Genomic DNA, 24,732 nt, shown 5'->3' with positions numbered 1-24,732 from the left:
GGCATTTACGCAGGAGCTCTCCATTACTTTAAATATTCACTATTTGCTAAGGCGATCAGCCCTCTTAAAGTTCTTTCCGGAGCCTTGCTACCGGTATATTCATTGCTTCCCGGTATTTTGCTACCGTTCTGCGGGCAATATTATAGCCTTTTTCCTTGAGGATCTCGGCAAGCTTTTCATCGGCTAACGGATGCCGTTTATCTTCCTTGCCGATGCACTCTTCTAATATCTTCTTCACCTCCTTGTTCGAAACTTCCTCGCCGCTTTCCGTCTGGATCGCTTCAGAAAAGAACGACTTGAGTAAAAAGGTTCCGAATTCCGTTTGCACATACTTTGAGTTCGCCACACGTGATACCGTCGAGATGTCCATCCCGATCTTGTCGGCAATGTCCTTCAGGATCATGGGACGCAGGTTGCGCTCATCGCCTGTCAGAAAGTAGTCGTACTGGTAGTGCATGATCGCATTCATTGTCTTCAAAAGCGTCTGCTGCCTCTGTTTGATGGCGTCGATGAACCACTTGGCCGAGTCAAGCTTTTGCTTGACGAACTGAACCGCCTCCTTGAGTTTTTTATCCTTCTGCGAGGCCTTGTCGTAGTGCTCAAACATTTCCTGGTAAGAGCGGCTTACGCGCAGTTCAGGCGCGTTTTGCGCGTTCAGAGTCAAGACGAGTACTCCGTCGTTATTGGCGATGTGAAAGTCAGGAATCACCTGCATTTGCTTTGTGCTCACTTCACTCGAGTCCCCCGGCTTCGGATTCAGCTTCAGGATCTCGTTCACCGCATCTCTGAGTTCTTCCGATGTGACGCCTAACACCCTTTCCAGCTTATCGTAATGCTTGCGGGTGAACTCCTCCAGGTAATGTTCAACAATCCTGATGGCTTTCTGTATCACCGGGTTCGAAGCATCTTTCTTGCGCAGCTGGATCAAAAGACATTCCTGCAGGTCGCGCGCTCCTACTCCTGCCGGCTCAAATCCCTGAATCACTTTCAGCATTTCTTCAACCTCTTCTTCCTCTGCAAACACGTTTTGAGAGAAAGCAAGGTCGTCGATCAAAGAGGTGATAGATCGCCTGAGGTATCCGTCATCGTCTAAACTTCCAATGATCTGCTGCCCGATCTGGAAATCTTTATCTGATAAGGGGATGAGGTCAAGCTGCTGCTGCAGGTTTTCGTAAAAAGAACTCTGAACAGCAAAAGGAATTTCTTTGCGGTCTTCCTCGTCGTCGCCATTCTGGTCATACTTCGATCCGTAATCATTGACATTATCCTCCTGCAGATAATCGTCTATGTTAAACTCATCGGTATTTTCGCCTCCCTCTTCATTTTCATAGTTGCTTTCGTCAGGATCCTTATCCGGATACTGCTCAAGCGGCTCGTTCATGTTGGCCAGACTCAGGTCCTCCAATGCCGGATTCTCCTCGAGCTCTTCTTTGATTCTCGCATCGAGCGACACGGTAGGAACTTGCAATAGCTTAATGAACTGAATCTGCTGAGGAGACAGTTTTTGAAGTAACTTTTGTTGTAGGTTCTGTTTTAACATAAATGTTATGCCAAAATTACGGATTATAATCTATATGGCGGAATTTTCCCCTTTTTTAACTCTTAACAATCATGTAACACAATTTGTATCGCTAGGTTTTGGCTACCTTCCGAAACTTACTCCGGCGACAGAAATTGTGTAAATTCGCAGCATGTTTACAGGAATTATTGAGACTCTGGGTGAAGTAACGGCGCTGCGTCACGAAGGCGGCAACCTGCATATTACCGTCTCCTCCGGAATTGCAGGAGAGTTGAAGATCGACCAGTCCGTCGCCCACAATGGAGTATGTCTTACCGTTGTTGCTCTGAACGAAAACAGCCACACCGTCACTGCTATTGAAGAGACGCTTAGCAAATCCAGTCTCGGGCAGCTTGAAGTGGGCAGCCTGATTAACCTTGAGCGCTGTATGCAGCTGAACGGTCGCCTCGACGGCCATATTGTTCAGGGACACGTTGATCAGACGGCTCAATGTACTGCCGTGCAGGAGATGGACGGGAGCTGGCTTTACACCTTCTCCTACGACGCCTCCAAAGGGAACGTTACGGTGGAGAAGGGCTCCATCACTGTTAACGGAGTGAGCCTCACGGTCGTTGATTCACAGGAAGACCGCTTCTCCGTGGCTATTATTCCCTATACGCACGAACACACCAACTTTAAGACCATCAAAGAGGGGACCGTCGTGAACCTTGAGTTCGACATCATTGGTAAATACGTTGCCCGTCTGCTGGGCAAATAGATCACTTACTGATTTCGCCCAGTCGCAATTTTGCATATTCAACGTATGCATTGTTTCCCGGCGTAGTGCGGGTAGCAGTTTTCAGGAACTTTCTATAGTACAGGGCAGCCTTTGTGCGGTCTTTTATCTTCTGATCATACAAATTGGCAATAAGGTAATAGGTGAAAGAGCTCTCGTCGTAGTCCAGGCTCTTCTGATACGATTTCAAGGCATTGCGTGATTGCTGCAGCTTTTCCTGGGAGTCGCCAATTTCCGTGAAGTAGTTGCCCACATTGGGCGACATGGAGGCAGCGATCGTCTTCCTGAAATACCTGATGGCATTATTCTGGTCCCGCAGGTTTTTATAGCTCTTGGCCGTAAAGTAAAGGGCGCTTTCCTTTTCAAGTCCTTTCTCTTCAAGAACGGCAAAGGTTTCAATGCACTTTTTGTATTGTTTGGTCTGATAGTAGGCTTCGCCCAGCCAGCTGCTTAATCCGACCGACTCGTCTCCCAGCTTTGCCAGTGAAGCGCATACCCTGATCAGTTCCTGCCATTCGTCCATGGCATATGCAAGCTTCGCCTTCGCTCTGAGCAGCATCATGTTGCTCGAGTCTGCCTGAAGTGCGTTAGCCAGCACCACTCCAGCCTCGGCATACTTCCGCCTGGTAGTATAAATTGTGCTGAGATCATATGCAACATCCGGATCCTCCCTGTTCAATGAGTTTGCTCTTTCGAGATAGCGGGCGGTGAGACTGTCCTCTACAATTTGTCCGATCTGCCCCAGCTGCTTCCAGGTCGAAAAGTTCGTGCTGTCGGCTTTCAAACTCTTGCTCAGGTAGCCCATAGCTGCCTTGTAGTTTCCCCTCTTTAGCTGCAGATTTGCCAGACTGCTGAGCAGCGAGACATTCGCAGTGTCTTTTTCATAAAGGACAGTATAATGTTTTTCTGCTTCCGGCAGGTTCCCGGCCATATAGTAGCAATATGCAAGGCGCAGGAGAAGTTTGTCGGACAGAGGCTTCGGATATTCTGTTTCAATCAGTTGCGATGCTTCTTTATAACGCTGGGTTTGCATCAGGTCGAGTAGCTTCTCGGCATTATTATCGCCGGTTGTCTGTGCCGCCATCCTGCTGCAAAAGAGGGAGAGCACAATGGAAAGGAGGATATGAGGTCTCATACGATATTGGCTTTAGTAAAGATAACTAAAAGATTAGTTATTAAGCAAGGCTCTTCGTGTATTCTTTTCTTCCAGGCTAAGGGGTGGGGGCAGAAAGGATCAAAAAAGCAGGGGGGAAGGAGCGTTTAGGCTAGATTGCTCATTAATAAAATGTTAATAAAATATTTATTTCAGGTGTCGTTTTTTGATGATCCTCAAAAAAAGGGCGAAATAATAAGATAATAATAAAAGTTAATATTATTTGTTGGGATATTTGCAAAATAAAGCATGCTGTGTTATCTTTGTATCAACAAGTTCTTCAAGAGGTTCTTTTAAATACTGTAGGGTGGTGAAATTGGCAGACACACCTCCTTGTCTCGGTGGCGGAGATTATGGGAAATCCAGCAATGGGCTAACCACTCCTTGAAGGTTCGACTCCTTCCCCTACAGCTCCTTTCATATAATTTAGGTTTATAATTGGTTAGTTTGAGCTCCTGCCCATCGGGAGCTTTATTTTTTTATTTGAATTTTGATAGGAGGTGTTTTCTTGTAGTCTGAACCAGAGGCGGTAGCCGAATTCAGAATCGCCGATCTTTAACTAATTTATGTTTCCGGCGTCAGCCTGTTACCATCTCGAGAATCATATAAGGTTGCTTAAGTAATTTTCAGTAGTCTGTACTTACTGACTGGTCTGGAAGGATGGAACTTGCTGCATTCGGAGAAGTTGAGTTCCGTAGAGGCTCCCAGGTTCACCGAACTCCGCTAAAATTATCCTTTTGTTTGCCCGGATGCAAAAGCAGACTGAATATCTCCTTGTTCTTTCACTTCTCTCACTTAATGAGTTCTGATCGCCAAAGAATCTTTTAATCCAAACACATCGATCATTCTTGCCTGCCTGCCACGAGAAGCTAAATTACATTTATTCTCTATTTGGAAGTGTCAGGTTGCCGGTTGTCGTTACCCTTGCCTCTTTAATTTTCGTCTTACTATGGGCTTTCGGTGTCATCCAGAAGGGCGCCAGGCCGATGTTTGCATGGTTTTCACTTTCAAAAGCGCGGTTTTTTAACTCACAAACCTGCTTGTATCTTCTGCGAAAAGCGAATAATAAGGAACTCCGCGGGCCGGAGCACGGCGAGGCCAATCATGACAATGATAAGTCCCTTTTTTACGTCCTCCGGAGTCATCGTTGAGCCCAGGCCCGTTTTTACAAAAAAGGCCTCTTCAGGTTTCAGGCCGACAAGCGCCCCCTGCCGCCATAGCGCGGCAAGGAAGTTCTCCGCCATGGTGGTAACCCTCAGCCAGGTATTCTTTTCATTTGGTTCAAATACAAACCCTGCCAGGGTCTTCGTTAGCGATTTCTCAACAAAGCCGCACAGTCTTCTTACGTTGACGTGCTTCCATTCGCTGCCAGGGCCGTCTAAGGTTCTTGCTCCCCACACGAGGATGCCTTTGCCGGGAAAACTTCTGATCAGATTGATTGCCTTTCCACCGGTCGCGTCTGCACCAAGCTCTGCCTGTTCCTCCGCTGATAGGTTACGGTCAAGCGCCAGCACGCCCTGCAGGCTTACATTGGCAGGAGCTTTCCATATCCCCCTTGTCTTGTCTGTATGGCAGTAGATGGCCGCAATAGCAGCGCCGGGCGGTAGAGTCAGCACAGGCGGGGAGGTGATTTTTATCGATCTTCTGTCCCCCGTGTCGTTCTGGCCGTGTTTTAATCTGTACGGCGTTTTGAAGCCTTTGTCTTTCTGGGCCTGATCAATGCTGGCGTTAAAAGACGAGTCCTCGCGATCGTCTTCGGAAACCGCGATCTGCAGGTAGGGATAATATGCGGCACCATAGCTCAGGTTGTTGCTTCCGATTCCTTCCCGGAAGGCGCGTAGGGCATCAGATCCCTCTGGTACATCCAGAATGACGAACCGGTTCAGCTTTGCAGCAGCCTGGGCAAGAGCCGCCTGATATACTTCCATGCAATCACGGAAGTCGAGTCGTGTAAGCTCCGGCATCACGAGCAGAGTGGGTTCGTCTTCGGCAGCCAGCATGGCCAGTCCTTCGAGAAAATCATCCTTGCTTCCCCGCGAGTCCTTTGCTCTCCTTCCCAGCGATAGTACATAACATGCACTGCCTCCGTTGGCAAAATAAAGCTTCATGTGATAGTAGAGCTCGTTCTTCAACAAGTCGCGGGTGATTCTCTGTCCCGCGGTATTGAAGTGCCCCGCTTTCTTATCCGGTTCGCAATAGTGCTCCTGAAACTCCTTGAGCGATACAATCTTTCGAAATGTTAATTTCTCAACGCCCTTATCTGTATAGCCGATAAAAGCAGGAACTGTTGTTTCAAGAGCGAGTGCCTCAGCCTGAGGGTTTGCAATCTCCTCAACGTAAGCTCCTGGCGACTTGTAGGTACGAGCCATATTCGATATTGATTAATTCTCCACACCAAAGGACTCAGGATCGCCTGGTTCTGCTCTTTATTTAGGTTCGCCACTGATCCTTATGTGAATATAAGGAGTAAAGTCCAGTCCGTCAAGCGCTTAATTATTGTGGCGGGCTCCCAAACCCGACCAGAATCGAAATTTACACCCAACCAGAATGTTTTAGACCCTTTTGGCTTAATCATTGTGCCGCCCTCCTAACCCGACCAGAATCGAAATTTACACCCTACCAGAATGATTTAGGGTCCTTTGGCGTAATCCTTGTGGCCAGCCCAAACCCGACCAGAATCGAAATTTACACCCCACCAGAATGATTTAGGGTCTTTTGGCTTAATCCTTGTGGCCCGCCCAAACCCGACCAGAATCGAAATTTACACCCTACCAGAATGTTTTAGACCCTTTTGGCGTAATCCTTGTGGCGAGCTCCAAACCCGACCAGAATCGAAATTTACACCCCACCAGAATGATTTAGGCCTCTTTGGCTTAATCATTGTGGTGCGCTCCTAACCCGACCAGAATCAAAATTTGCACCCCACCAGAATGATTTAGGCCTCTTTGGCTTAATCCTTGTGGCGCACCCTAACCCGACCAGAATCAAAATTTACACCCCACCAGAATGATTTGGACCCTTTTGGCTTAATCCTTGTGGCCAGCTCCTAACCCGACCAGAATCGAAATTTACACCCCACCAGAATGATTTAGGCCTCTTTGGCTTAATCCTTGTGGCGAGCTCCTAACCCGACCAGAATCGAAATTTACACCCTACCAGAATGATTTGGACCCTTTTGGCTTAATCCTTGTGGCGAGCTCCTAACCCGACCAGAATCGAAATTTACACCCCACCAGAATGATTTGGACCCTTTTGGCTTAATCATTGTGGCAAGCTCCAACCCGACCAGAATCGAAATTTACACCCTACCAGAATGATTTGGACCCTTTTGGCTTAATCATTGTGGCGCGCTCCTAACCCGACCAGAATCGAAATTTACACCCCACCAGAATGATTTGGACCCTTTTGGCTTAATCATTGTGGCTGGCTATTGCCCTAAAAGATCGAAATTAATGCGATACTTTAGGGTGGGAGGATGTGGTTCTCTGATTGTCAGGCAACCCTGCCCAAAACCTCAAATTGTGCAGTTATACAGCGAATTATACCTCTATGGGAGGAGTGTATTAGAATTGTTGCTAATTCGTTACTGAAGCTCCGGCAACGTTGCCGGAAATGCAACGTTTTACTTTTTTTATTAAAATATTTGCAAATTATATTTCCGCGCCTTATCTTTGTACCATAGTTCTTTAAGAGATAACATACTGTAGGGTGGTGAAACGGAAAACACACCTCCTCAAAACGGCGGCGGAGAATCAAAAATTCTTTTTTCTCCATGAAGGTTCGACTCCTTCTCCTACAGCTCCTTTCATATAATTTAGGTTTATAATTGGTTAGTTTGAGCTCTCGCCCATCGGGAGCTTTTTTTATTTAACTACATTTTGTTTTTCAGTACCCACAAGCTCGCTCGTTATGCTTTTATCTCCCTTCCGGGCTTCATTCATAAAAGGTTTTACTGGATCAAGGGGATCAGGCGGAAAAGTTGCGGGATAAATAATTAAGCAGATTTTCAGCAAGCGATCCATGGAGAAGCTGGCGTTCCCACGCCTCTGAACTGGCTTCGCAGAGCTTTGATTTTAGCATTGAAAGATTCAGCTGATGCATTGGTGCTTCGATTGTCGAAGTAGTCGAAGCAGTTTTATTGATGCACTTTGCATGTGAGTGCCCCGGTGAGCATGAACTCACATTTTGCACCAAATCCCGCATCTCTGCACCAGATCCCAGATTTTGCACTAGTTCCCAAATTTTGATCCAGCCCCCATCTCACTATGCACTTGCTTTTTTCGATGACTCGCCGGCCGCTTTGCTTTCTATAACCTGCCTGAAGAAGGACGTCAGTGTGTTTACATGGTAATCAAACGAAAAGGCAAGGCGCTTGTCCCATACATTCTTGCGAATGCGTTCCAGATTTTCTTTGTCCCGTAGCTGTGCCGCCAGGTCCTCCATTGAACTGAAGAAGATTCCTAATTCATGTTTCTTCACAATAGATTGTGTAGCAACGATATGTCCGGTATTGTCGCGCTGAAGCATGGGGAGCCCTGCTGCTGCCAGCGTTGCCATCCTTGCCGGATAGTTCAGGTCGTCCCAGTTTGCCCTCATCAGTTCGCCCTGGTTCTCGCTGCTAAAGAAATGGAGCCATCCTGCGTCGTACTGCGAAAACTCCTTTACCCAGTTTTCCTGTGTTACGTTAGCATGAGTATGCAGGTAGCCGGGTGCCATCTTGTGGGTCTTTTCAATCCACTGTTTCCATTGGCCGTGCGTAAAGTCGCCGTAAAAATGCAGGTGGATCTTATGTTCCGCCATTTCTGCCACAGTGTGGGGGTGCAAGCCGATCGGTCGACCCGGAACTACAGTATGGATTTCTCCGTCCTGATCGGAGAGCCTGGGCGAAATTGTGTTTTTAAACCATTCTTTCTTCGGCAGATCGCCGTCAAGAACCAGCACATGGTTCGATTTGCCCGGCAAAAACTGCAGGAACCAGTCGCGCATCTCCGCGCTCGTGTAGATCTGTCCGTCCGAATAGGTATACAGATCGATCAGCTGGTTCCAGGTGCCTTTCTCCAGGCAGATAAACGGTCCCTCCTTAAAGTGCCAGACAAACGGAATCCCGCGGCTGTGCATCAGTACCTCATGGGCCATCGGCACGGCCTGCCAGTTCAAAAGTCCATAGATCACATCCGGCTTGATCTCCTCCAGCCGCTGCTGCCAGGTCTCATAAGGAATATCTTCAACATGCCCGAAGGGAAGGGGACCGATGGTATTATACCAGTAAGGCTCCTTCATCCAGAGTCCGTAGAGTTTGTGGCCCTGCTCTTCCAGCGCGCAGATCCGCTCGGCGTTGTAGGCCAGCTCTCCGGTGAGGACTATCTTAAGCCCCTCGCGCTGGGGCTTAGGCTCTTTTTTAACCCTGAACCGCTCGTAGTAGCTCAGCTCATCAATATAATTGCCTGCCGTGCTGTGATAGCGAAGGGGCTGTTTCACTCCGTAATACTCTTTGTAGGGATTAATGCCTCCGACGGGCTCCTGAATGATCTTATGACGCTGCCGCGGATGATCGACCCACTCGCAGCTCATCTGCTGAGTAGGGGCGAAAAGCCCCCTCTTCTGAAGTCCGGACCAGAACATCCGGTCGAGGTCGTCGGTCACCAGTTCATCCCGTTCCATCCACCGGTCTTCTCTTTTTTTATGCATCACCTGCACCAGCTGCAGCGGGTAGCCATCCACCGCGCCATCGGCCGTCCGGTTGTAGTGATGCCGCACTCCTGAGTAGGCAAGTACAGTATGGGAGTCGTCCAGCTTTTCGGCCAGCTGGCGCAGGTGGTCCCTGTAGTACAAGTCGTCCGCCGGCAGGTAGGCGATGTACTTGCCCAGGGCATGCTCAATCCCGAAGTTGAGGCAGGCACCCAGGCCGCGGTTTTTTACATTCTCATAATAACGTATGTTGGATTCATCGAGGTAAGGCCTGATGATGGAAGTAACGTTGTCGGTAGAACCGTCGTTGATGATGATCAGCTCCCAGTCGCTCAGCGTCTGGGCCTTCAGACTCTGGATGGCCCTGTTTATAAAGGATGCCTGATTGTAGACAGGCATGATCACAGAAATTCCTTGTTTTAGGTGAAAGTTGTCCATAGGTGAAAAAGAGATAACTTAACATTAACCTCACATGGACGCTAATGTTTACTCTTTTTCCCCGGAGCGGCCCGCAGGTTAGTTCCAGCGGTATCCGTGGCCTTTGTCGACCGTAATCCTCGAAGCAAATACCAGTGAAAGCACAATGAGGCCTGTAATGATGGCCAGGACGATCTGCAAGCTCGAAATGAGACTGGCCGAGGCCACCGTTCCTTCAGAACTCTTGATCAGCTCGCCCGCCACAGTGGTCTGCACCCTGGCCAGCAATGCCAGCTTCCTGGTAGTTTGCTCAAGCGACGCCCTGCCTTTTGCCTGATACAGGCTGGACGCTCCCGCCTGGTCTCCCTGCGCGATCAGATGCAGGATCCGCGCCTCAAGCCGGTTGTAGGCCTCCACCTCGCTTTTTAGCTGTGCCAGATAACGCGATTCGTCTTCTACCAGATAGGTCTTCTCAAACTTCTGTATCAGCTGGTCAACCGACCGGTTATGGGCCTGCAGCTGCTGGCCTGCCCGTGCTGTCTCCCTGGCCTCCGGCCTCAGAAGATGTTCCATCAGAAAACGCTTCCCATGAAGATGTTCTGACAGGTAAAAGATGTCGGTCGCCGGTACGAGTCGGTCCTTGTATATCGATGTTGCAGATTCGTTCACCTGCGAGATATTCCTTTTCTCAAGGAAAGAGAAAAGCATGATAAGAAGCATGATGCTAAAGAGCACGCAAGCAACTTTTACTTTTTGCTGTATCACAAATGTCCACCTCATAATCGTCTCCTACGGAAAATTTAAAAACAGGTTTCCAGAAAAAGCCGGCCGTCGTTCTGCGTTGGTTAGTTCCTGGTTATGAACAGGATATATAACGGTTGCCGTACTAATACAAATATAAGGAAAGATAAATTGTTTTTTGCAGGACAGAGAAGATGTACGATCTTTAACAGACAATTCCTTGCCAGCTGGATTAAACCGGAAGGTACCAAAGCCGTTTCATGTTCGGTTCAAAGACCTGCTGCGTGCGGGGTGAGTCCGGGTTGAGTGCGGGTTCACTCCGGTTTTTCTGATGTTTAACCGCAGTCACCCCGCACTGATCCTGCTACCAGTGCGCACGCATATCGAACCTGTAAATAGCCGGTTACATTCCAGAAGCGTTTAAAGGGAACTCAGTTCGCTTACCTGGGCAGGGCTCCACTGATCGCCCTCTTTTTTATAAGTGACCACATATGTGTGGCAAACCCCGTGACTGTCGTCGAGGTCGACGGCGATGTCAATCTTGTCGTCGGTACCTGCAACCTCTGTTTTACTTTTTTGCGAGGCTGCCTGTATAATCTCTTCGTCTGTATGTGCGCGTTTCATAGGCTTCTTTTAAGCTCTATAAACTTTAAATTTCCTGAAAGGTTTACCTGAAATACGTAGTTTTATCGAAACCAAAAGTATTACGCGATGGACGAATTTATGAGACTGGCAATAGAAGAAGCCAAAAAGGGACTTGCTGAAGGGGGTATTCCGATTGGCTCGGTTCTGGTGAAAGACGGAAAAGTGGTGGCCAGCGGTCACAATAAGCGCGTGCAGGAAAATAATCCCATCCTGCATGGTGAGATGGACTGTTTGAATAATGCCGGCAGGATCGGAAGCTACCGCGGTACCGTGATCTATTCAACCCTGATGCCCTGCTACATGTGCGCCGGGACTATCGTTCAGTTCAAGATCCCAAAAGTGATTGTAGGTGAGTCGAGGACCTTTCCCGGAGCAAAGGACTTTCTGGTATCGCAGGGTGTGGAAGTGGTCGACCTGGATCTGCAGGAGTGCATCGATATGATGAATGATTTTATTCAGGAAAAGCCGGAGTTGTGGAATGAGGACATTATGGAGCTGTAAGGGCTCTGTAATTATATAAACCTTTTCAAAAATTATGTAAGGGGAATACCCGGAACAACCGGACATTTGTATAGTACAAAAGGAAGATATATGAGTACTATAAAAGAAAATTACCCGGTTACCGGATTGAGCTGTGCTTCCTGCGCGTCCAGTGCCGAAACGATATTGAAGGCACAGAAGGGCGTGTTATATGCAGGTGTGAATTTCGCCAGCAATACAGCTGCTGTGGAGTACGACCCCGCAGCTACTAATCCGGAAGAGCTGAAGCAGGCGGTGCAGTCGGTAGGTTACGACCTGATCATTGAAAAAAGCAGGGATGTAGCTGAATCGCTGGAGAAAGAGCATGAACATAAGCTGGCGCAGCTAAAGTCGAAAGTGAAGTGGGCGGCGGTGTTCTCCGTTCCGCTGGTGGTCATCGGCATGTTCTTCATGCATATGCCGTATGCGCATTACATCATGTGGGCGCTGTCGACTCCGGTGGTGCTTATCTTCGGACGCCAGTTTTTTGCTAACGCCTGGAAGCAGGCACGACATGGTTCGGCCAATATGGATACGCTGGTTGCGCTGAGCACCGGTATCGCCTACCTGTTCAGTGTTTTCAATACCCTTTATCCTGCGTTCTGGGAAAGCCGGGGACTGGAAGCTCACGTCTATTTTGAAGCGGCAGCGGTGGTAATTGCCTTTATCCTGCTGGGACGTCTGCTGGAAGATAATGCAAAGTCGAATACCTCTTCGGCTATCAAAAAGTTAATGGGCCTGCAGCCGAAGAACGTAGTGCGCATCTCTCCGCAGGGTACTGAAGAGGAGGTGCCGCTGGAGTTTGTAAACGCAGGCGATATCTTGCAGGTGAAACCGGGCGAGCGCATTCCCGTGGATGGCGAGGTGGTTTCGGGCTCTTCTTATGTGGATGAGAGCATGGTGTCGGGCGAGCCGGTTGCGGTGCTGAAAGAAAAGGGATCTGCGGTGCTGGCGGGCACCATCAATCAGAAGGGTAACTTTCGTTTTGTCGCTCAGAAGGTGGGGAAAGACACCCTGCTGGCCCATATCATTCAAATGGTGCAGGATGCACAGGGAAGTAAAGCGCCCGTGCAGAAGCTCGTAGATAAAATAGCGGGGATCTTTGTGCCGGTAGTGATCGGCATTGCCCTGCTGAGCTTCCTCTGCTGGGTGGTCCTCGGCGGGGACAACGGCTTCACCCAGGGACTTATGGCCATGGTGACGGTTCTGGTTATTGCCTGCCCCTGTGCACTCGGACTGGCAACGCCTACGGCTATTATGGTGGGAGTTGGCAAGGGTGCAGAACATGGCATCCTGATCAAGGACGCTGAAAGTCTGGAACAGGCGAAGGCTGTTGATGTGATCGTGCTCGACAAAACCGGGACCATTACAGAGGGCCGGCCCGAAGTGGTCAGCATGGTTTGGAAGAGCGGTGTGAAGGAGGCAGAGCTTAAGGGCGTGCTTCATGCCATGGAAAGCCGCTCAGAGCACCCCCTGGCAGAGGCTGTAGTGAAGCATCTCCGCGGAGATACTCCCGGCGATGTCTTGCTCCCGCATTTTCAGAGTATTACTGGCGGGGGAATTGAGGCGGAGTATGCAGGGAGGAACTATTATGCCGGCAACAGGAAGCTGATCGGGTCGTATGGTGTGAAGGTGGATGCCGCACTGGCGGCAAGGGCTGAAGAATGGCTGGCGGAAGCTTATACGGTGATCTGGTTTGCTGACCAGGAAGAGGCGCTGGCTGTTGTGGCGATATCCGACCGTATCAAAGCCAGCACTCCTGAGGCGATCAGACAGCTAAAGGCGGCTGGGGTGGACGTGTATATGCTCACCGGCGACAACAGCAAAACCGCTGAAGCGGTGGCGAGAAAAGCCGGTATCCCCCATTTTCAGGCAGAAGTGCTGCCAGACGACAAGGCAGATTTTGTTAAGGCCATGCAGGGAAAGGGAAAAAAGGTTGCCATGGTGGGAGACGGGATCAACGACAGCCAGGCGCTGGCACAGGCCGATGTGAGCATCGCCATGGGGCGCGGAACTGATATTGCCATGGATGTGGCAAAGATCACGCTGATCTCTTCCGATCTGCTGCAAATTCCTAAAGCCATCAGCCTGTCGCGCAAAACGACGGCTGTCATCAGGCAGAACCTGTTCTGGGCCTTTATTTATAATCTTATTGGCATCCCTTTGGCAGCCGGTATCTTGTTTCCGGTCAATGGCTTTATGCTCAACCCCATGATTGCAGGTGCGGCAATGGCCCTGAGCAGTGTAAGCGTGGTGACCAATAGTCTGCGACTGAAGTTCGCCTCCCTTTAGGGACTACGCCATAAATAAGTTAAATCAGTAAAATAAATTGTAAACTTTTAAAAAAAGAGAATTATGAATAGGTATGCGTTTAAGACCAATATCAATTGTTCAGGCTGTGTTGAAAAGGTGACACCAGCCATTAACAAGCTTCAAGGTGTGATCAGCTGGGAAGTGGACACGAACAATCCATCCAAGATCCTCAATGTTGAAGCTGAAGACGGCGTGCCGGCAGAGGCTGTTGAGGAAGTGGTGAAAGGTGTCGGGTTTAACATCGAAAAGCTGAGTTAAGCAGGATTGAACGCAATTGCCGGGCAGGGAAAGGAAGGGAGGCCTTCATGAGGTCACTTCGCCAGGTTTAACGGCCGGCAAAAACGTTCCGCCAGCTTTCAGTCCCTTTTGAGACGCAATTCACGAGAGTTTTTCTGAAAAAAGAAGCCGCTCTGTTAAGGAAGCGGCTTCTTTATGTTGTCTCGGTGGTCTTTTAATTTGGAATGGAAAGCAGGGGCACGCTGCTCCTTGCCGCCATTTCGCAGGTTTTGCTTTTATGAACGATGGAGTTCCAGAAGCCATAGCGCTGAGGCACCATCACCAGCATATCTGCTTTTTGTTCCTTGATGCCCCGCTCGATACCTTTAATGACAGAACAGCCGTCAATATCATGATACGAGTGGTTAATTCCTTCAAGGTGGTATTCGAGTTCGCCGTGTGCACCGGCTTCGGCAGGAACGGTTTCAGCAACCAGCTTCTTTGCTTTTTCAACGTGGAGGACAAGCACCTCTGCCTGGAGGTCTGAAGCTACTTCGTTCAGCTTTTTAAGAGTTGCCAGGTTGAACTGGCAGTTATTGTCGCATGCAAAAAGAATCTTGTGTATGCCGTTAAAGGTGACGCTTTGTGGAACGACCAGAACGGGATATTTGGCATGGCGGATCACGGAGGTGGTGGTGTTACCAAACAGCTTTTGGTCGAGTGAGTTGCCCCGCATACCCAGTACCACCAGATCGGCCTGGTGCTTCTCTACCAGCAGATCGAGTTCTTCCTCGATGTTGCCGATATTACTTTCCCATTCCACTTTTACACCATGGGTGCAGGAGATCTTTAACGCTGTGTACTCAAGTGTCGCGTTGTTGGATGCCATCATCTTTTCAACTCCCGACGCGGGCATCAGCGTATTGGCCGCATGTGCCGGAAGCATAAAAGAGTTATACAGGATAATCTTCGCATTTATGCATTTCGCAAGAGATGCGGCATATTCGAGTGCATTATTTGCATCTTTAGAAAAATCGGTGGCTACAATTATCGTTTTCATATCTTTCGGGTTTATACCTAAAGATACGAAGAGCCTATGTGGAAAAAAATGATATAAGTCAGTTTTAAAAATGTGATGCAGCCACTACTCAGATATTTCCTGTTGGAAATAGTACTCGGGGGCGTTCACTTCCCGGTTCTCAATGGTGGTAGGCAGCTCCAGGTGGTAAGCTCCGGAGGGGATAATGCCGAACCCGCCGTATTTCTCCATCAGCTTTAACTGCGCGAGGACATCTTCGCCGCAGTGTTCGGCAGGCAGCTCTTCCCAGAAGCTGAAGCCTCCGGTTTCTCTTAGCTTTTGCGTGTCGTAGAGAATGCATCCGCCCACCCAGGCCACCTTATACTTCCTCTGCTCCTTAGGGCTGATTGAAAGCTTTTCTGCTACGTGGTGGATGTTCGCAGCATTGTGGAGGGGGTAGCGGTTCCATTGCGGAGTATGCGGACGTATCCTTTCGGGCTCTACCATTCCGTTCCAGAATTCAATCTGCTGCTGGTGAGGCCTCACATCATGGAAGTAGCTTAAGCCGACCAGTGCCATTCCGGCGAAGCCCGCATTCTCCTCCCTGAGCGCCTTCAGCATTCGTTCGACCACATCGGGCTCAAGGATCACGTCGTCGTCCATATAGAGCGAGTATCTGCCTTCCGATTTGTCAAGCAGGAACTGTCTTTGCTGCGCAATGCCCCGCCGTGGAAAGTTCTGATGGATACGTACGGGTGTTCCGTGCAGTTCGAGCAGGCGGCAAACGGTCTGTATTGTTCCGTCACTGGCTGCAGAGACTTCGCCCTGGTCGGCCACAATGACATTGAAATCTTTGAATGTCTGCGCGCATAAGGCGGTCAGGGTGGCAGCCAGAGCGGTCACCCGGTTATATGTCGGGATTAATATTGATACTTCCATTCCTGGTTCGATAGCTACGCGGCCCTTGATTCCTCTGCAGGCTGCAGGCCGCTTTTTCTTTGGGAGCAATAGCTGAGCAGTTCGTCAAGCGTCTCCAGTGCTTCTTCTATGCTTACGTCGGCAACAAAGGAGGTGTCGTGTAAGCAGGTATTGGGATCTGCGGATGTGCCGAACTTTCTGGCCGACAGGCCGCAAAGGGGGCAGTCGATCTTGAAGGAAAGCAGCGAGCGATGGAGCGACGTGGTCATGGGCAGACCTGTAATGCTGTTCCCGCACCAGTAAATGCCCAGGGTTGGTGTCTTCATGGCCCTGGCCAGATGGAGCGGACCAGTATCGTTTGAGATGAGAAGTTCGGCTGCGTCGAGCAGTCCCGTCATGCCCGACAAGCTTAAGGTTCCGCAGAGCTTATGGAGCTGCGAGCCCTGTGCAGAGGAGCTCACTACCTCGTCGAGAACAGCCGATTCGAACGGCATGCCGGTGACGTAGACTGCATAGCCCCGGTTAACAAGTTCATCGGCTAGCCGGGCGAAGTTGGCGGCAGGCCAGTGTCTCCTTCTGTCGGAAGCCCCGGGATGGATCACGGCTATCGGCTTTGCCGGCTCTTTAATCACTTCTGCAGCAAGGGCCTTGTCTTCGTTGGTTACTGCAATCTCGGGTTCGAGCATTTCCGTTCTGGCGCCTACCTGGGCAACGACTTCCAGATAGCGCAGCATTTCACTGAAATAGTAGATGTAGGGCACATTGATGTCGAGGGATGCTGCATCCGGAGTTTTGAGTCCCACGGTAAGCTTTGCTCCCAATCTGAGTATAAAGGGGTTGGAATTTCGTCCTCCGCCATGCAGCTGGAATGCGATGTCGAATTCTTCTTTCTGCATTTCGGTGAAGAAGCGGTCGAGCTCTGCCGGGTCAGGGGTGAAGCCTTCGGCCTCACTGATGCCCTGGTACGGAGGCACGACAATTACCCGGTCTACCGGCCCTGGCCGGTTTTGGAGGTACTGCTTGTGCCACTGGCGTCCGAGCAATACAATTTCAGCGGCGGGAAAGCGCTCCCTGAGCGCACGCAGGGCAGGGAGGATAAATATAAAATCTCCAAGAGCATTTGCCCTGAGGACGGCTATTTTCCTAGCCTCAGCAATATGAATCATAGGTAGATGATTGATAATTACTCTAAATCGTCAGGACGAGTGCAGAGGCCGAGCAGTTCGGCTTTCTCCAGGATGTGTCCTTGCATGGCATTCTCCACATCCTCTCTTTCTGATTCCGCAGGCAGGTCGAGCATGGTGTCGAGCGCGTACAGGCGGAACCAATAGTGGTGCGTGCCCTGAAAGTACCGTGGACAAGGGCCTTCGTAGCCGAAACTGTGGTTGTTGGCAAGCCCTTCAACGGCTCCTTCGGGGATTGTTCCTTCTTCTGTCTTTAGCGTAGCCGGCGGGATGTTAAATACCATCCAGTGTGTCCATGCTTTGGGCGCAGCGTCTACGTCTTCAAAGATCAGAACAAGGCTTTGCGTGTCGGCAGGAAGGTCTTCAAACTCAAGGGGCGGGCTGATGTTCGGGCCCAGGCAGGTGTAGGGTCGCGGAATTTCTTCGTTGTGTTCAAAAACCGTCTTTAATTTCATCAGTATCTGTTGTTTTGGGTGAAAAGCATCGTTGGGAGCGCCGCCCTCTTTTGGTCTTCTCTTTTCCGGCTTGATCCCGATCTCTTGCTATCCGGGGCTATCCAGGCCCGGGTGTTGGAGCAGAGCGTTTCAATCAGAAATTGTCGGACGCCCCGGAGCTGATAGATGATCGTGCCCGCGGAGACAGGTGAGGCGTTTCCGCTTCAAAAACAAGCTACTGGGATAAAGGTTTAGCGAAAGATTTATTTGTTGTAGATGTCGGGGCGGCTGATTTCCAGGAAGCGTTCAGGCCTGGCCAGCGGCTTGAAGCCAAATTGTTCATAGAGCCCATGCGCGTCGGCAGTGCCGAGCATCCAGCGGCGCAGCCCCTGCAGTGAAGGATGTTCGAGAATAGCGCTCACCATTTTCTTCGACAGGCCGCGGCCCCGGTAGGCTGGCACAATAAAGACGTCGGCAAGGTAAGCAAAGGTAGCATGATCGGTGATCACACGGGCAAAACCTACTTGATCGTCTCCATCGTAGACGCCAAAGCACAGGGAGTTTTCAATCGCTCTTTCGACAACATCCATCGGGATGTTTTTAGCCCAGTAGGAGTTGTTGCTGAGGAAGTGGTAGATGACCTGAATATCGAGAAGCGCAGGGTCGGTTGAAATGTGGATCATATTGGTGGTTGCATAAGTAAAACAGAGAGCGGGCAGGGTTCTCCTGCCTAGTTGCGCATGTTGATGTATTGAAGTGGTTGTCCGAAATCGTCTCCCCTGAGCAGGGCGATCACGCTCTGCAGGTCGTCAATCTTTTTGCCCTGCACGCGTACCTGATCGTCCATGATGGAAGCCTGAACTTTCAACCCGCTGTCTTTAATCTTCTTCACGATCTTCTTTGATGTTTCCTTGTCGATCCCTTCCTTGATCTTGATCTCCTTCCTGATCATGTTGCCTGAGGCATACTGTTCCTTTCCCATATCCAGCGATTTTGGATCGAGGTTTTGTTTTACCATTCGGGAGATAATGGAGTCTTGAATGGCTTTGAGACGCATGTCGTTTTCGGTCACGATGGTGATTTCGTTGGTTTTTTTGTCGAGCTCCACTGTGCTCTTCGAATCATTAAAGTCGTAACGGTTGAGGATCTCCTTCTTTGCGTTGTTGATGGCATTATCCAGGGTCTGTCCGTCTATCTTGCTTACAATATCAAATGATGGCATAAAAGTAAAATTAGGGCTCAAAGGTAAGTCGAAAGTATAAATATAGGAATAACAAACCAGCGGCCGGACTGAATTAGGTTAAATTAATTAACAATTTGCAAAATCCCTTGTATTTGTAGTATAACTTAATATTAACTTAACAGTAAAAAAGCAGTTTTGTGCTTTCGCCCTGGCGGCTGGAAGCTTAATAATTCACATGGCTAAACAGAAAGGTCTTATCATCAACCGAGAGATAAGCTGGTTGTATTTTAATGAACGGGTATTGCAGGAGGCTGCGGACAAAACTGTTCCGTTGATTGAAAGGCTGCGTTTTTTAGCCATTTTTTCTTCTAACCTCGACGAGTTTTATCGCGTGCGGGTTCCTACACTGGCGCGCCTTTCCAATATTAATACCAAGGCCAAGGAGCAGCTGGGATATAACCCGAAGAAGATACTGAAGGAGATCAAGAACCTGGTGGTCAGGCTGGAGCGGAAGTTTGACGATCTGTATGAGAACGAGATCATCCGCGAGCTGGCCGAGGAGAAGATCTTCATCATCAATGAACACCAGCTTAATGTAAAGAGAGGCGAGTTTCTGCGGGGCTATTTTCGCGACAAGCTGCTCTCCACACTCGTTCCGGTGATGCTGAACGATGACAAGCCCTTTCCTGAAATGAAGGACCGGGCGATCTATTTCTTCGTAAAACTGAGCAAGAAGGACAAGTGCAGGTACAGCCTGATGGAAATACCGGTTGAGAGCCTGGAGCGCTTCGTGGTGCTTCCTGAGACCAATGACCTCCGCTTCATCATCCTGCTCGACGATATTATCCGGTACTGCCTGGATGAGATCTACTTTATTTTCGATTACCCGACGGTGGAGGCTTATTCTATTCAGCTTACCCGTGATGCGGAAATAGAGCTCGACCGGACGGTGAGTGAGAAGTTTGTGGAAGCCCTGACCAAGAGTTTGCAGAAGCGGAAAAAGGGGAAGCCCATGCGGCTGCTGTATGACAATGCGATGCCCGATGACATGCTGAAGTATCTGGTGGAACACCTTCACCTGGATGGCGACGGCCTTATTCCGGGAAACCGCTATCATAACTTTAAAGATTTTATCAACTTCCCGAATGTGGGAAGGAAGGAGCTGGAATACCCCAGAGCGGAGCCCCTCGGGGTGCAGGACCTTGACCTGTCGAAGAGTATCTTCAGTCAGATTGCCAGAAGGGACTATCTGATCAACCTGCCTTACCAGTCGTTTGATTATATCATCCACTTCCTGCGCGAGGCTGCCATTGATCCGAAGGTAACCGAAATTCATATTACGCTGTACCGGCTGGCTCAGAACTCAAGGGTCATTAATGCGCTGATCAACGCGGCCAAGAACGGCAAAAAGGTGAACTGCCTGGTGGAACTTAAGGCGCGTTTTGATGAACAGAATAATATTTACTGGACAAACCGGCTTGAGGAAGAGGGTGTGTTGGTGAACTACGGACTGATGGACTATAAGGTGCATTCGAAGATCTGTCTGATCACCCGCATGGAAAAGGGGAAGGCTGTTTATTATGCCAACCTGGCGACCGGCAATTTCAATGAGAAGACCGCGAGGCTTTATTGCGATCATAGCGTGTTTACCACCCACCAGGGCATTGCCAGGGAGCTGAAGAAGCTCTTCAGGGGACTGGAGAAAAAGATCTTCTATTCTGACTATCACTACCTGATCGTGTCGCCGCTGGAAACGCGGAAAAAGATCTATGCACTGATTGATACGGAGATCCGCAACAAGAAGGAGGGAAAGCCGGCGGGTATGATCCTGAAGATGAACAGCCTTGCCGATGAAGAGATGATCGACAAGATCTATGAGGCGGGAGCCGCAGGGGTGGAGGTGCAGCTGATTATCAGAGGAATGTGCTGCCTGGTGCCAGGCATGATCGGGCTGAGTGAAAACATCAGGGTGATCAGCATCGTGGATAAGTACCTGGAGCATGCGCGGGTATGGATCTTTACCAACGGGGGAGATGAGAAGATCTATCTTTCTTCGGCCGACTTCATGACGAGGAATCTTGACCGCAGGGTAGAAGTAGGATTCCCGGTTCTGGACGAAGGGGTAAAGCAGGAAATCCGCGACATCATTTCCATCCAGCTGAGGGACAACACCAAGGCGAGGGAGATTAACAAACAGAATAATAACCGGTACAGGAGAGCCGGAAGAGGCCGTAAATACAGGGCCCAGACAGACATATATACTTACCTTAAAAATAAGAAATTGAATTGAGATACGGAGCTATTGATATCGGTTCAAACGCAGTGCGCTTGCTGATAGCAGACATTATTCAAAAAGGACAGGACATCACCTTTAAGAAGAATACGCTCATCCGGGTGCCCTTGCGCCTGGGGGATGACGCTTTTCTGGACAAGAAAATATCGCCTGCAAAGATGGAAGATCTGGTAAAGACGATGAAGGGCTTCAGGCTCCTGATGGACGTATACCGGGTGGAGGACTATATGGCCTGCGCTACATCTGCAATGCGGGAAGCGAAGAACGGAGCGGATGTGGTGAGCCGTGTGAGGACTGAGGCCGACATTGACCTGGAGATTGTGGAGGGACAGAAGGAAGCGAATATTATTTACTCGACGCATATTGCCGAGAACCTGGAGCATAATAAAAACTACCTGTACATTGATGTAGGCGGGGGAAGTACCGAGCTTTCTGTTTTTACCGAGGGCAGGGTAGAAGTTTCGCGCTCTTTTCCGATCGGGACTGTTCGTATGCTGGATAATGCGGACGAGCCCGAAACCTGGGATGAAATGAAAGAGTGGATTAAAGACCACACCCGCAAGTATAAGCACATGCTTGGCATCGGGACGGGCGGAAATATTAATAAGCTGTTCAGACTATCTGAAGAGAAGGATGGAAAACCGCTTAGTATCGGGAAGCTGAATGATATCTACCTTCATCTGAGATCGCACTCCCTTAAGGAAAGGATCAGCGTGCTGGGTCTAAATCAGGACCGCGCCGACGTGATCATTCCCGCCTGTGAAATCTACCTGACGGTAATGAAATGGGCCTCTGTGAGGCAGATCTTCGTTCCCCGTGTGGGCATGGTCGACGGTATTATCGAAACCCTTATTGATAAGAACCTGCGTTAGCAGAAAGGCGGAGAATGGTGATTCTCCGCCTCATATACCTATTGAGAAGCGAATTTTACCCAGGCGAAACGCTTGTTTCGGCCGAAAAACACATATTTCGCTGACCACTAAAAAACTGTTCTTCTAAGAAAGTGTTATTGCATAAGAATCTATGAAAACTTATGCAAGATATTCACTCTTTCACTACTCAATCAAAGCGACCTAAAGTATTTACCTGGCATATCCACGGCAGCTACCTGTACTACCTTTGTCAGGGTAACTATGATGTTTATATTCCTGTAAAAGAAGATAAAACCGAAGGCTATTACGGAAGGGGTGAAACTTTTCCTTTTGGCGACAATCTGCATGTTGTTCCTGCCGGGGAAGTAAAAAACCTTGAGCTGGACTGCATCTTGTTTCAGTCGGCAAAAAACTACCAAACCGACCAATACGAAATACTAAGCGCAGAGCAAAGAGAATTGCCGAAGATCTACCTGGAGCACGATCCGCCGCGGCAGGTACCTACGGACACCAAACATGTGGTGGATGATCCGGATGTACTGCTGGTGCATGTGACGCATTTTAACAACCTGATGTGGGATAACAACCGTACTCCTACGCATGTAATTGATCACGGGGTGATTGATCCGGGGGTAGAATATAGCGGAAAACTGGAAAAAGGAATTGTTGTTATAAACAATATCCAAAAACGCGGACGGCGGCTGGGACTGGATGTATTCCTTGAATTAAAGAAGCAGGTTCCTCTTGATCTGGTGGGAATGGGAGCGGAAGAACTGGGACTAGGAGAAATTAAACACGGGCAGCTGCCTGAATTCATCAGCCAGTATCGCTTTTTCTTTAACCCGATCAGATACACCAGCCTTGGACTGTCTATTCTGGAGACTATGATGATTGGTATTCCGGTGGTTGGACTTGCTACTACCGAGCTGGTTACGGTTATCCGGAATGAAGTTTCGGGTTATGTGCACACCGATATTAACTACCTGGCCGACAAGATGAAGGGCTTGCTTGGCAATCCCGAGCTTGCCAGGGAGCTGGGGCGTGAAGGGCAGAAAGTTGCGCGGGAGCGGTTTAATATTCAGCGCTTTGCACGTGACTGGGAAGAGACTTTCAGCAGGGTGATTTCTGCCGGTGCGGCAAGGAAAAAAGCATCAGGATCGAAGCCGAGGCCTAGAAAAACAAATCATACATCTTACTTATAAATTCATGAAGAAGAGAATAGCTTTTATCAGCGAGCATGCATCTCCGCTGGCGACCCTCGGAGGCGTTGACAGTGGAGGACAAAATGTATATGTTGCGGAACTTGCTAAATTTTTGGCCAGAACAGACTTTGAGATAGATGTCTTTACAAGATGGGATGACCCGGAGCAGCCGCAGGTGGTTGACTGGATGCCGGGGGTGCGTGTGATACACGTGAAAGCAGGACCTGTGTCATTCGTGGCAAAGGAAGAACTTTTGCAGTTTATGCCGGAATTTCGCGATAGCATGCTCTCCTTTATACTGGATGAACATGTGCAGTACGAGCTGATACATGCGAACTTCTTCATGTCTGCAAAAGTAGCTGCAGAGATCAAGACGATCCTCGATATTCCTTTTGTTGTTACCTTCCATGCTCTTGGGCACGTAAGGCGGGTTCATCAGAAGGAGCAGGACAAGTTTCCTGCCGAGCGCCTGCTGATTGAAGAGGAAACGATCCGCAAAGCTGACAAGATCATTGCGGAGTGTCCGCAGGATCGTGAGGACCTTATTGAGTACTATAATGCCTCGGCCCGTAAGATCACAGTGATACCATGTGGCTTTAGTCCCGAGGAGTTCCGCCCGATGGATAAGTCGGAGGCAAGAAAGCTGCTGAATCTTCATGATAATGAGTATATACTGCTTCAGCTGGGCCGCATGGTGCCCCGCAAGGGAGTGGACAATGTGATCCGCAGTCTGGAACACCTGAGAGAGACGGATAAGCGGGTGCGCCTGGTGATTGTAGGCGGCGAAACAGATGTTCCTGATCCTGAAACCTGTCCGGAACTGGCAAGGCTGCAGGCTATTGCAGCAGAGAAGGGTGTGTCTGCTTCGGTAACTTTTGTTGGACGCCGCAACCGGAATGCCCTGAAGTATTACTATGCTGCGGCTGATATCTTCATTACCACCCCATGGTATGAGCCCTTTGGCATTACGCCTCTGGAAGCTATGGCCTGCGGTACCCCGGTGATCGGTTCGAACGTGGGAGGCATCAAATACAGTGTGATCGATGGAAAGACCGGCTTCCTGGTGCCGCCCAATGATCCGCCTGTATTGGCTGAGAGAATCAACGAGATGCTGGCCGACAAGTCTCTCCTGAAGCGTATGAGCAGGGAGTCTCTGAAACGCGTGAATACGATGTTTACCTGGGAAAATGTCGCCAAAATGACCGGCAATCTGTACGAACGTGTGCTTCTCCTTACTTATGAGTCGTCTCTCGATCTGCAAACTCAGATCAAGCTGAACAAGAAAAGCCAGGCAGCGTAGGGGGACGATATGAGTTGTGTGTTGTGGGTGGCGGGTTGTGAGTGGGTAGCAAGTAGCAGGTATCAAGATATGAGATATGAGATATGAGATATGAGATATGAGTTGTGTGCTATGCGTTGCGGGTTGCGGGTTGCGAGTTGCGAGTGGGTAGCAAGTATCAAGATATGAGATATGAGTTGTGTTATGGGGTGCGGGTTGCGGGTGGGTAGCAAGATAGGAGTTGTGGGCTGTAGGAGAGTAGCAAGTATCGAGTAGTAAGCTGTGAGCGGCGGGTTGTGGGTATTAGGATATGAGCCCCGCGGCAGCAAGTATCAAGCAGTAAGTGTCGAGATATGAGTTGCG

Annotated in this window: 20 protein-coding genes, 1 tRNA gene and 1 pseudogene; 9 read left to right on the top strand and 13 right to left on the bottom strand. The window is 49.5% G+C overall.

The features are described 5' to 3' along the window. Positions 1–64: 64 nt before the first annotated feature. A complete protein-coding gene (rpoN, locus tag ACES2C_RS01150) occupies positions 65–1,540 on the bottom strand; it encodes an RNA polymerase factor sigma-54 (protein ID WP_374165194.1) in 1,476 nt (491 codons plus the stop codon). Positions 1,541–1,691: 151 nt separating this feature from the next. Between rpoN and ACES2C_RS01145 the strand changes: the two genes are divergently transcribed. Then, positions 1,692–2,276, top strand: a complete 585-nt coding sequence (locus tag ACES2C_RS01145; protein WP_374165193.1) for a riboflavin synthase — start codon at positions 1,692–1,694, stop codon at positions 2,274–2,276. 1 nt (position 2,277) lies between these two features. On the opposite strand, the gene ACES2C_RS01140 is transcribed toward ACES2C_RS01145, so the two are convergent. Continuing rightward, a complete protein-coding gene (locus ACES2C_RS01140; RefSeq protein WP_374165192.1) occupies positions 2,278–3,429 on the bottom strand; it encodes a tetratricopeptide repeat protein in 1,152 nt (383 codons plus the stop codon). 319 nt (positions 3,430–3,748) lie between these two features. Here ACES2C_RS01140 and ACES2C_RS01135 point away from each other — a divergent pair. Beyond that, a tRNA-Asp gene (locus tag ACES2C_RS01135) sits at positions 3,749–3,858 on the top strand. A 617-nt stretch (positions 3,859–4,475) separates the two neighbouring features. Here the strand turns inward: ACES2C_RS01135 and ACES2C_RS01130 are convergent. From ACES2C_RS01130 to ACES2C_RS01110, 5 genes and pseudogenes are all read right to left on the bottom strand, one after another. Then, positions 4,476–5,816: a phage tail sheath family protein gene (locus ACES2C_RS01130; protein WP_374165191.1), complete on the bottom strand. Its 1,341-nt coding sequence runs from the start codon at positions 5,814–5,816 to the stop codon at positions 4,476–4,478. Between the two features lie 1,637 nt (positions 5,817–7,453). Next, positions 7,454–7,561 (bottom strand): annotated as a pseudogene (locus tag ACES2C_RS01125) (hypothetical protein); the annotation flags it as partial. A 149-nt stretch (positions 7,562–7,710) separates the two neighbouring features. After that, positions 7,711–9,573 (bottom strand): glycosyltransferase family 2 protein, encoded by a 1,863-nt coding sequence (locus tag ACES2C_RS01120; RefSeq protein ID WP_374165190.1) that lies wholly within the window; start codon positions 9,571–9,573, stop codon positions 7,711–7,713. A 78-nt stretch (positions 9,574–9,651) separates the two neighbouring features. Beyond that, positions 9,652–10,332, bottom strand: coding sequence for an MCP four helix bundle domain-containing protein (locus tag ACES2C_RS01115; RefSeq protein WP_374165189.1), 681 nt, complete (start codon positions 10,330–10,332; stop codon positions 9,652–9,654). A 381-nt stretch (positions 10,333–10,713) separates the two neighbouring features. Further along, positions 10,714–10,917 (bottom strand): hypothetical protein, encoded by a 204-nt coding sequence (locus ACES2C_RS01110; protein ID WP_374165188.1) that lies wholly within the window; start codon positions 10,915–10,917, stop codon positions 10,714–10,716. Positions 10,918–11,004: 87 nt separating this feature from the next. Here ACES2C_RS01110 and ACES2C_RS01105 point away from each other — a divergent pair, with 87 nt between their 5' ends. The 3 genes from ACES2C_RS01105 to ACES2C_RS01095 all read left to right on the top strand — a co-directional run bounded on the left by ACES2C_RS01105 (position 11,005) and on the right by ACES2C_RS01095 (position 14,028). After that, positions 11,005–11,439, top strand: a complete 435-nt coding sequence (locus ACES2C_RS01105; RefSeq protein WP_374165187.1) for a nucleoside deaminase — start codon at positions 11,005–11,007, stop codon at positions 11,437–11,439. Between the two features lie 90 nt (positions 11,440–11,529). After that, positions 11,530–13,749 carry a heavy metal translocating P-type ATPase gene (locus ACES2C_RS01100; RefSeq protein WP_374165186.1) on the top strand — a complete coding sequence of 740 codons (2,220 nt, stop codon included), beginning with the start codon at positions 11,530–11,532 and terminating at the stop codon, positions 13,747–13,749. Between the two features lie 63 nt (positions 13,750–13,812). Further along, positions 13,813–14,028, top strand: a complete 216-nt coding sequence (locus tag ACES2C_RS01095; protein WP_374165185.1) for a heavy-metal-associated domain-containing protein — start codon at positions 13,813–13,815, stop codon at positions 14,026–14,028. 193 nt (positions 14,029–14,221) lie between these two features. Here ACES2C_RS01095 and ACES2C_RS01090 read toward each other — a convergent pair whose 3' ends face one another. The 6 genes from ACES2C_RS01090 to ACES2C_RS01065 all read right to left on the bottom strand — a co-directional run bounded on the left by ACES2C_RS01090 (position 14,222) and on the right by ACES2C_RS01065 (position 18,762). After that, positions 14,222–15,046 (bottom strand): universal stress protein, encoded by an 825-nt coding sequence (locus ACES2C_RS01090; RefSeq protein ID WP_374165184.1) that lies wholly within the window; start codon positions 15,044–15,046, stop codon positions 14,222–14,224. A gap of 84 nt (positions 15,047–15,130) precedes the next feature. Then, positions 15,131–15,943 carry a glycosyltransferase family 2 protein gene (locus tag ACES2C_RS01085; protein ID WP_374165183.1) on the bottom strand — a complete coding sequence of 271 codons (813 nt, stop codon included), beginning with the start codon at positions 15,941–15,943 and terminating at the stop codon, positions 15,131–15,133. Between the two features lie 14 nt (positions 15,944–15,957). Further along, a complete protein-coding gene (locus tag ACES2C_RS01080; RefSeq protein WP_374165182.1) occupies positions 15,958–17,088 on the bottom strand; it encodes a glycosyltransferase family 9 protein in 1,131 nt (376 codons plus the stop codon). A gap of 17 nt (positions 17,089–17,105) precedes the next feature. Beyond that, positions 17,106–17,561, bottom strand: coding sequence for a YbhB/YbcL family Raf kinase inhibitor-like protein (locus ACES2C_RS01075; RefSeq protein WP_374165181.1), 456 nt, complete (start codon positions 17,559–17,561; stop codon positions 17,106–17,108). A 242-nt stretch (positions 17,562–17,803) separates the two neighbouring features. Beyond that, on the bottom strand, positions 17,804–18,223 hold the full coding sequence (locus tag ACES2C_RS01070; RefSeq protein ID WP_374165180.1) for a GNAT family N-acetyltransferase: 420 nt from the start codon (positions 18,221–18,223) through the stop codon (positions 17,804–17,806). Between the two features lie 47 nt (positions 18,224–18,270). Further along, entirely contained in the window at positions 18,271–18,762 is a 492-nt protein-coding gene (locus tag ACES2C_RS01065) for a YajQ family cyclic di-GMP-binding protein (protein WP_374165179.1), read from the bottom strand. 196 nt (positions 18,763–18,958) lie between these two features. On the opposite strand from ACES2C_RS01065, the gene ppk1 reads away from it, so the two are divergent. The 4 genes from ppk1 to ACES2C_RS01045 all read left to right on the top strand — a co-directional run bounded on the left by ppk1 (position 18,959) and on the right by ACES2C_RS01045 (position 24,390). Further along, positions 18,959–21,013 carry a polyphosphate kinase 1 gene (gene ppk1, locus ACES2C_RS01060; protein WP_374165178.1) on the top strand — a complete coding sequence of 685 codons (2,055 nt, stop codon included), beginning with the start codon at positions 18,959–18,961 and terminating at the stop codon, positions 21,011–21,013. Next, positions 21,010–21,888 carry an exopolyphosphatase gene (locus ACES2C_RS01055; RefSeq protein ID WP_374165177.1) on the top strand — a complete coding sequence of 293 codons (879 nt, stop codon included), beginning with the start codon at positions 21,010–21,012 and terminating at the stop codon, positions 21,886–21,888. Before ppk1 ends, ACES2C_RS01055 begins: the two co-directional genes overlap by 4 nt. A gap of 161 nt (positions 21,889–22,049) precedes the next feature. Further along, positions 22,050–23,090, top strand: coding sequence for a glycosyltransferase family 4 protein (locus ACES2C_RS01050; RefSeq protein WP_374165176.1), 1,041 nt, complete (start codon positions 22,050–22,052; stop codon positions 23,088–23,090). Between the two features lie 4 nt (positions 23,091–23,094). After that, the gene (locus tag ACES2C_RS01045; RefSeq protein ID WP_374165175.1) at positions 23,095–24,390 is read left to right on the top strand and encodes a glycosyltransferase family 4 protein; all 1,296 of its coding nucleotides are present in this window, start codon (positions 23,095–23,097) and stop codon (positions 24,388–24,390) included. Positions 24,391–24,732 lie beyond the last annotated feature (342 nt).

Source organism: Arcticibacter sp. MXS-1, from assembly GCF_041902385.1.
GTDB lineage: Bacteria > Bacteroidota > Bacteroidia > Sphingobacteriales > Sphingobacteriaceae > Arcticibacter.
Note: the sequence above shows the minus strand (reverse complement) of the source record. Positions and strands in the feature narration are given on the sequence as shown.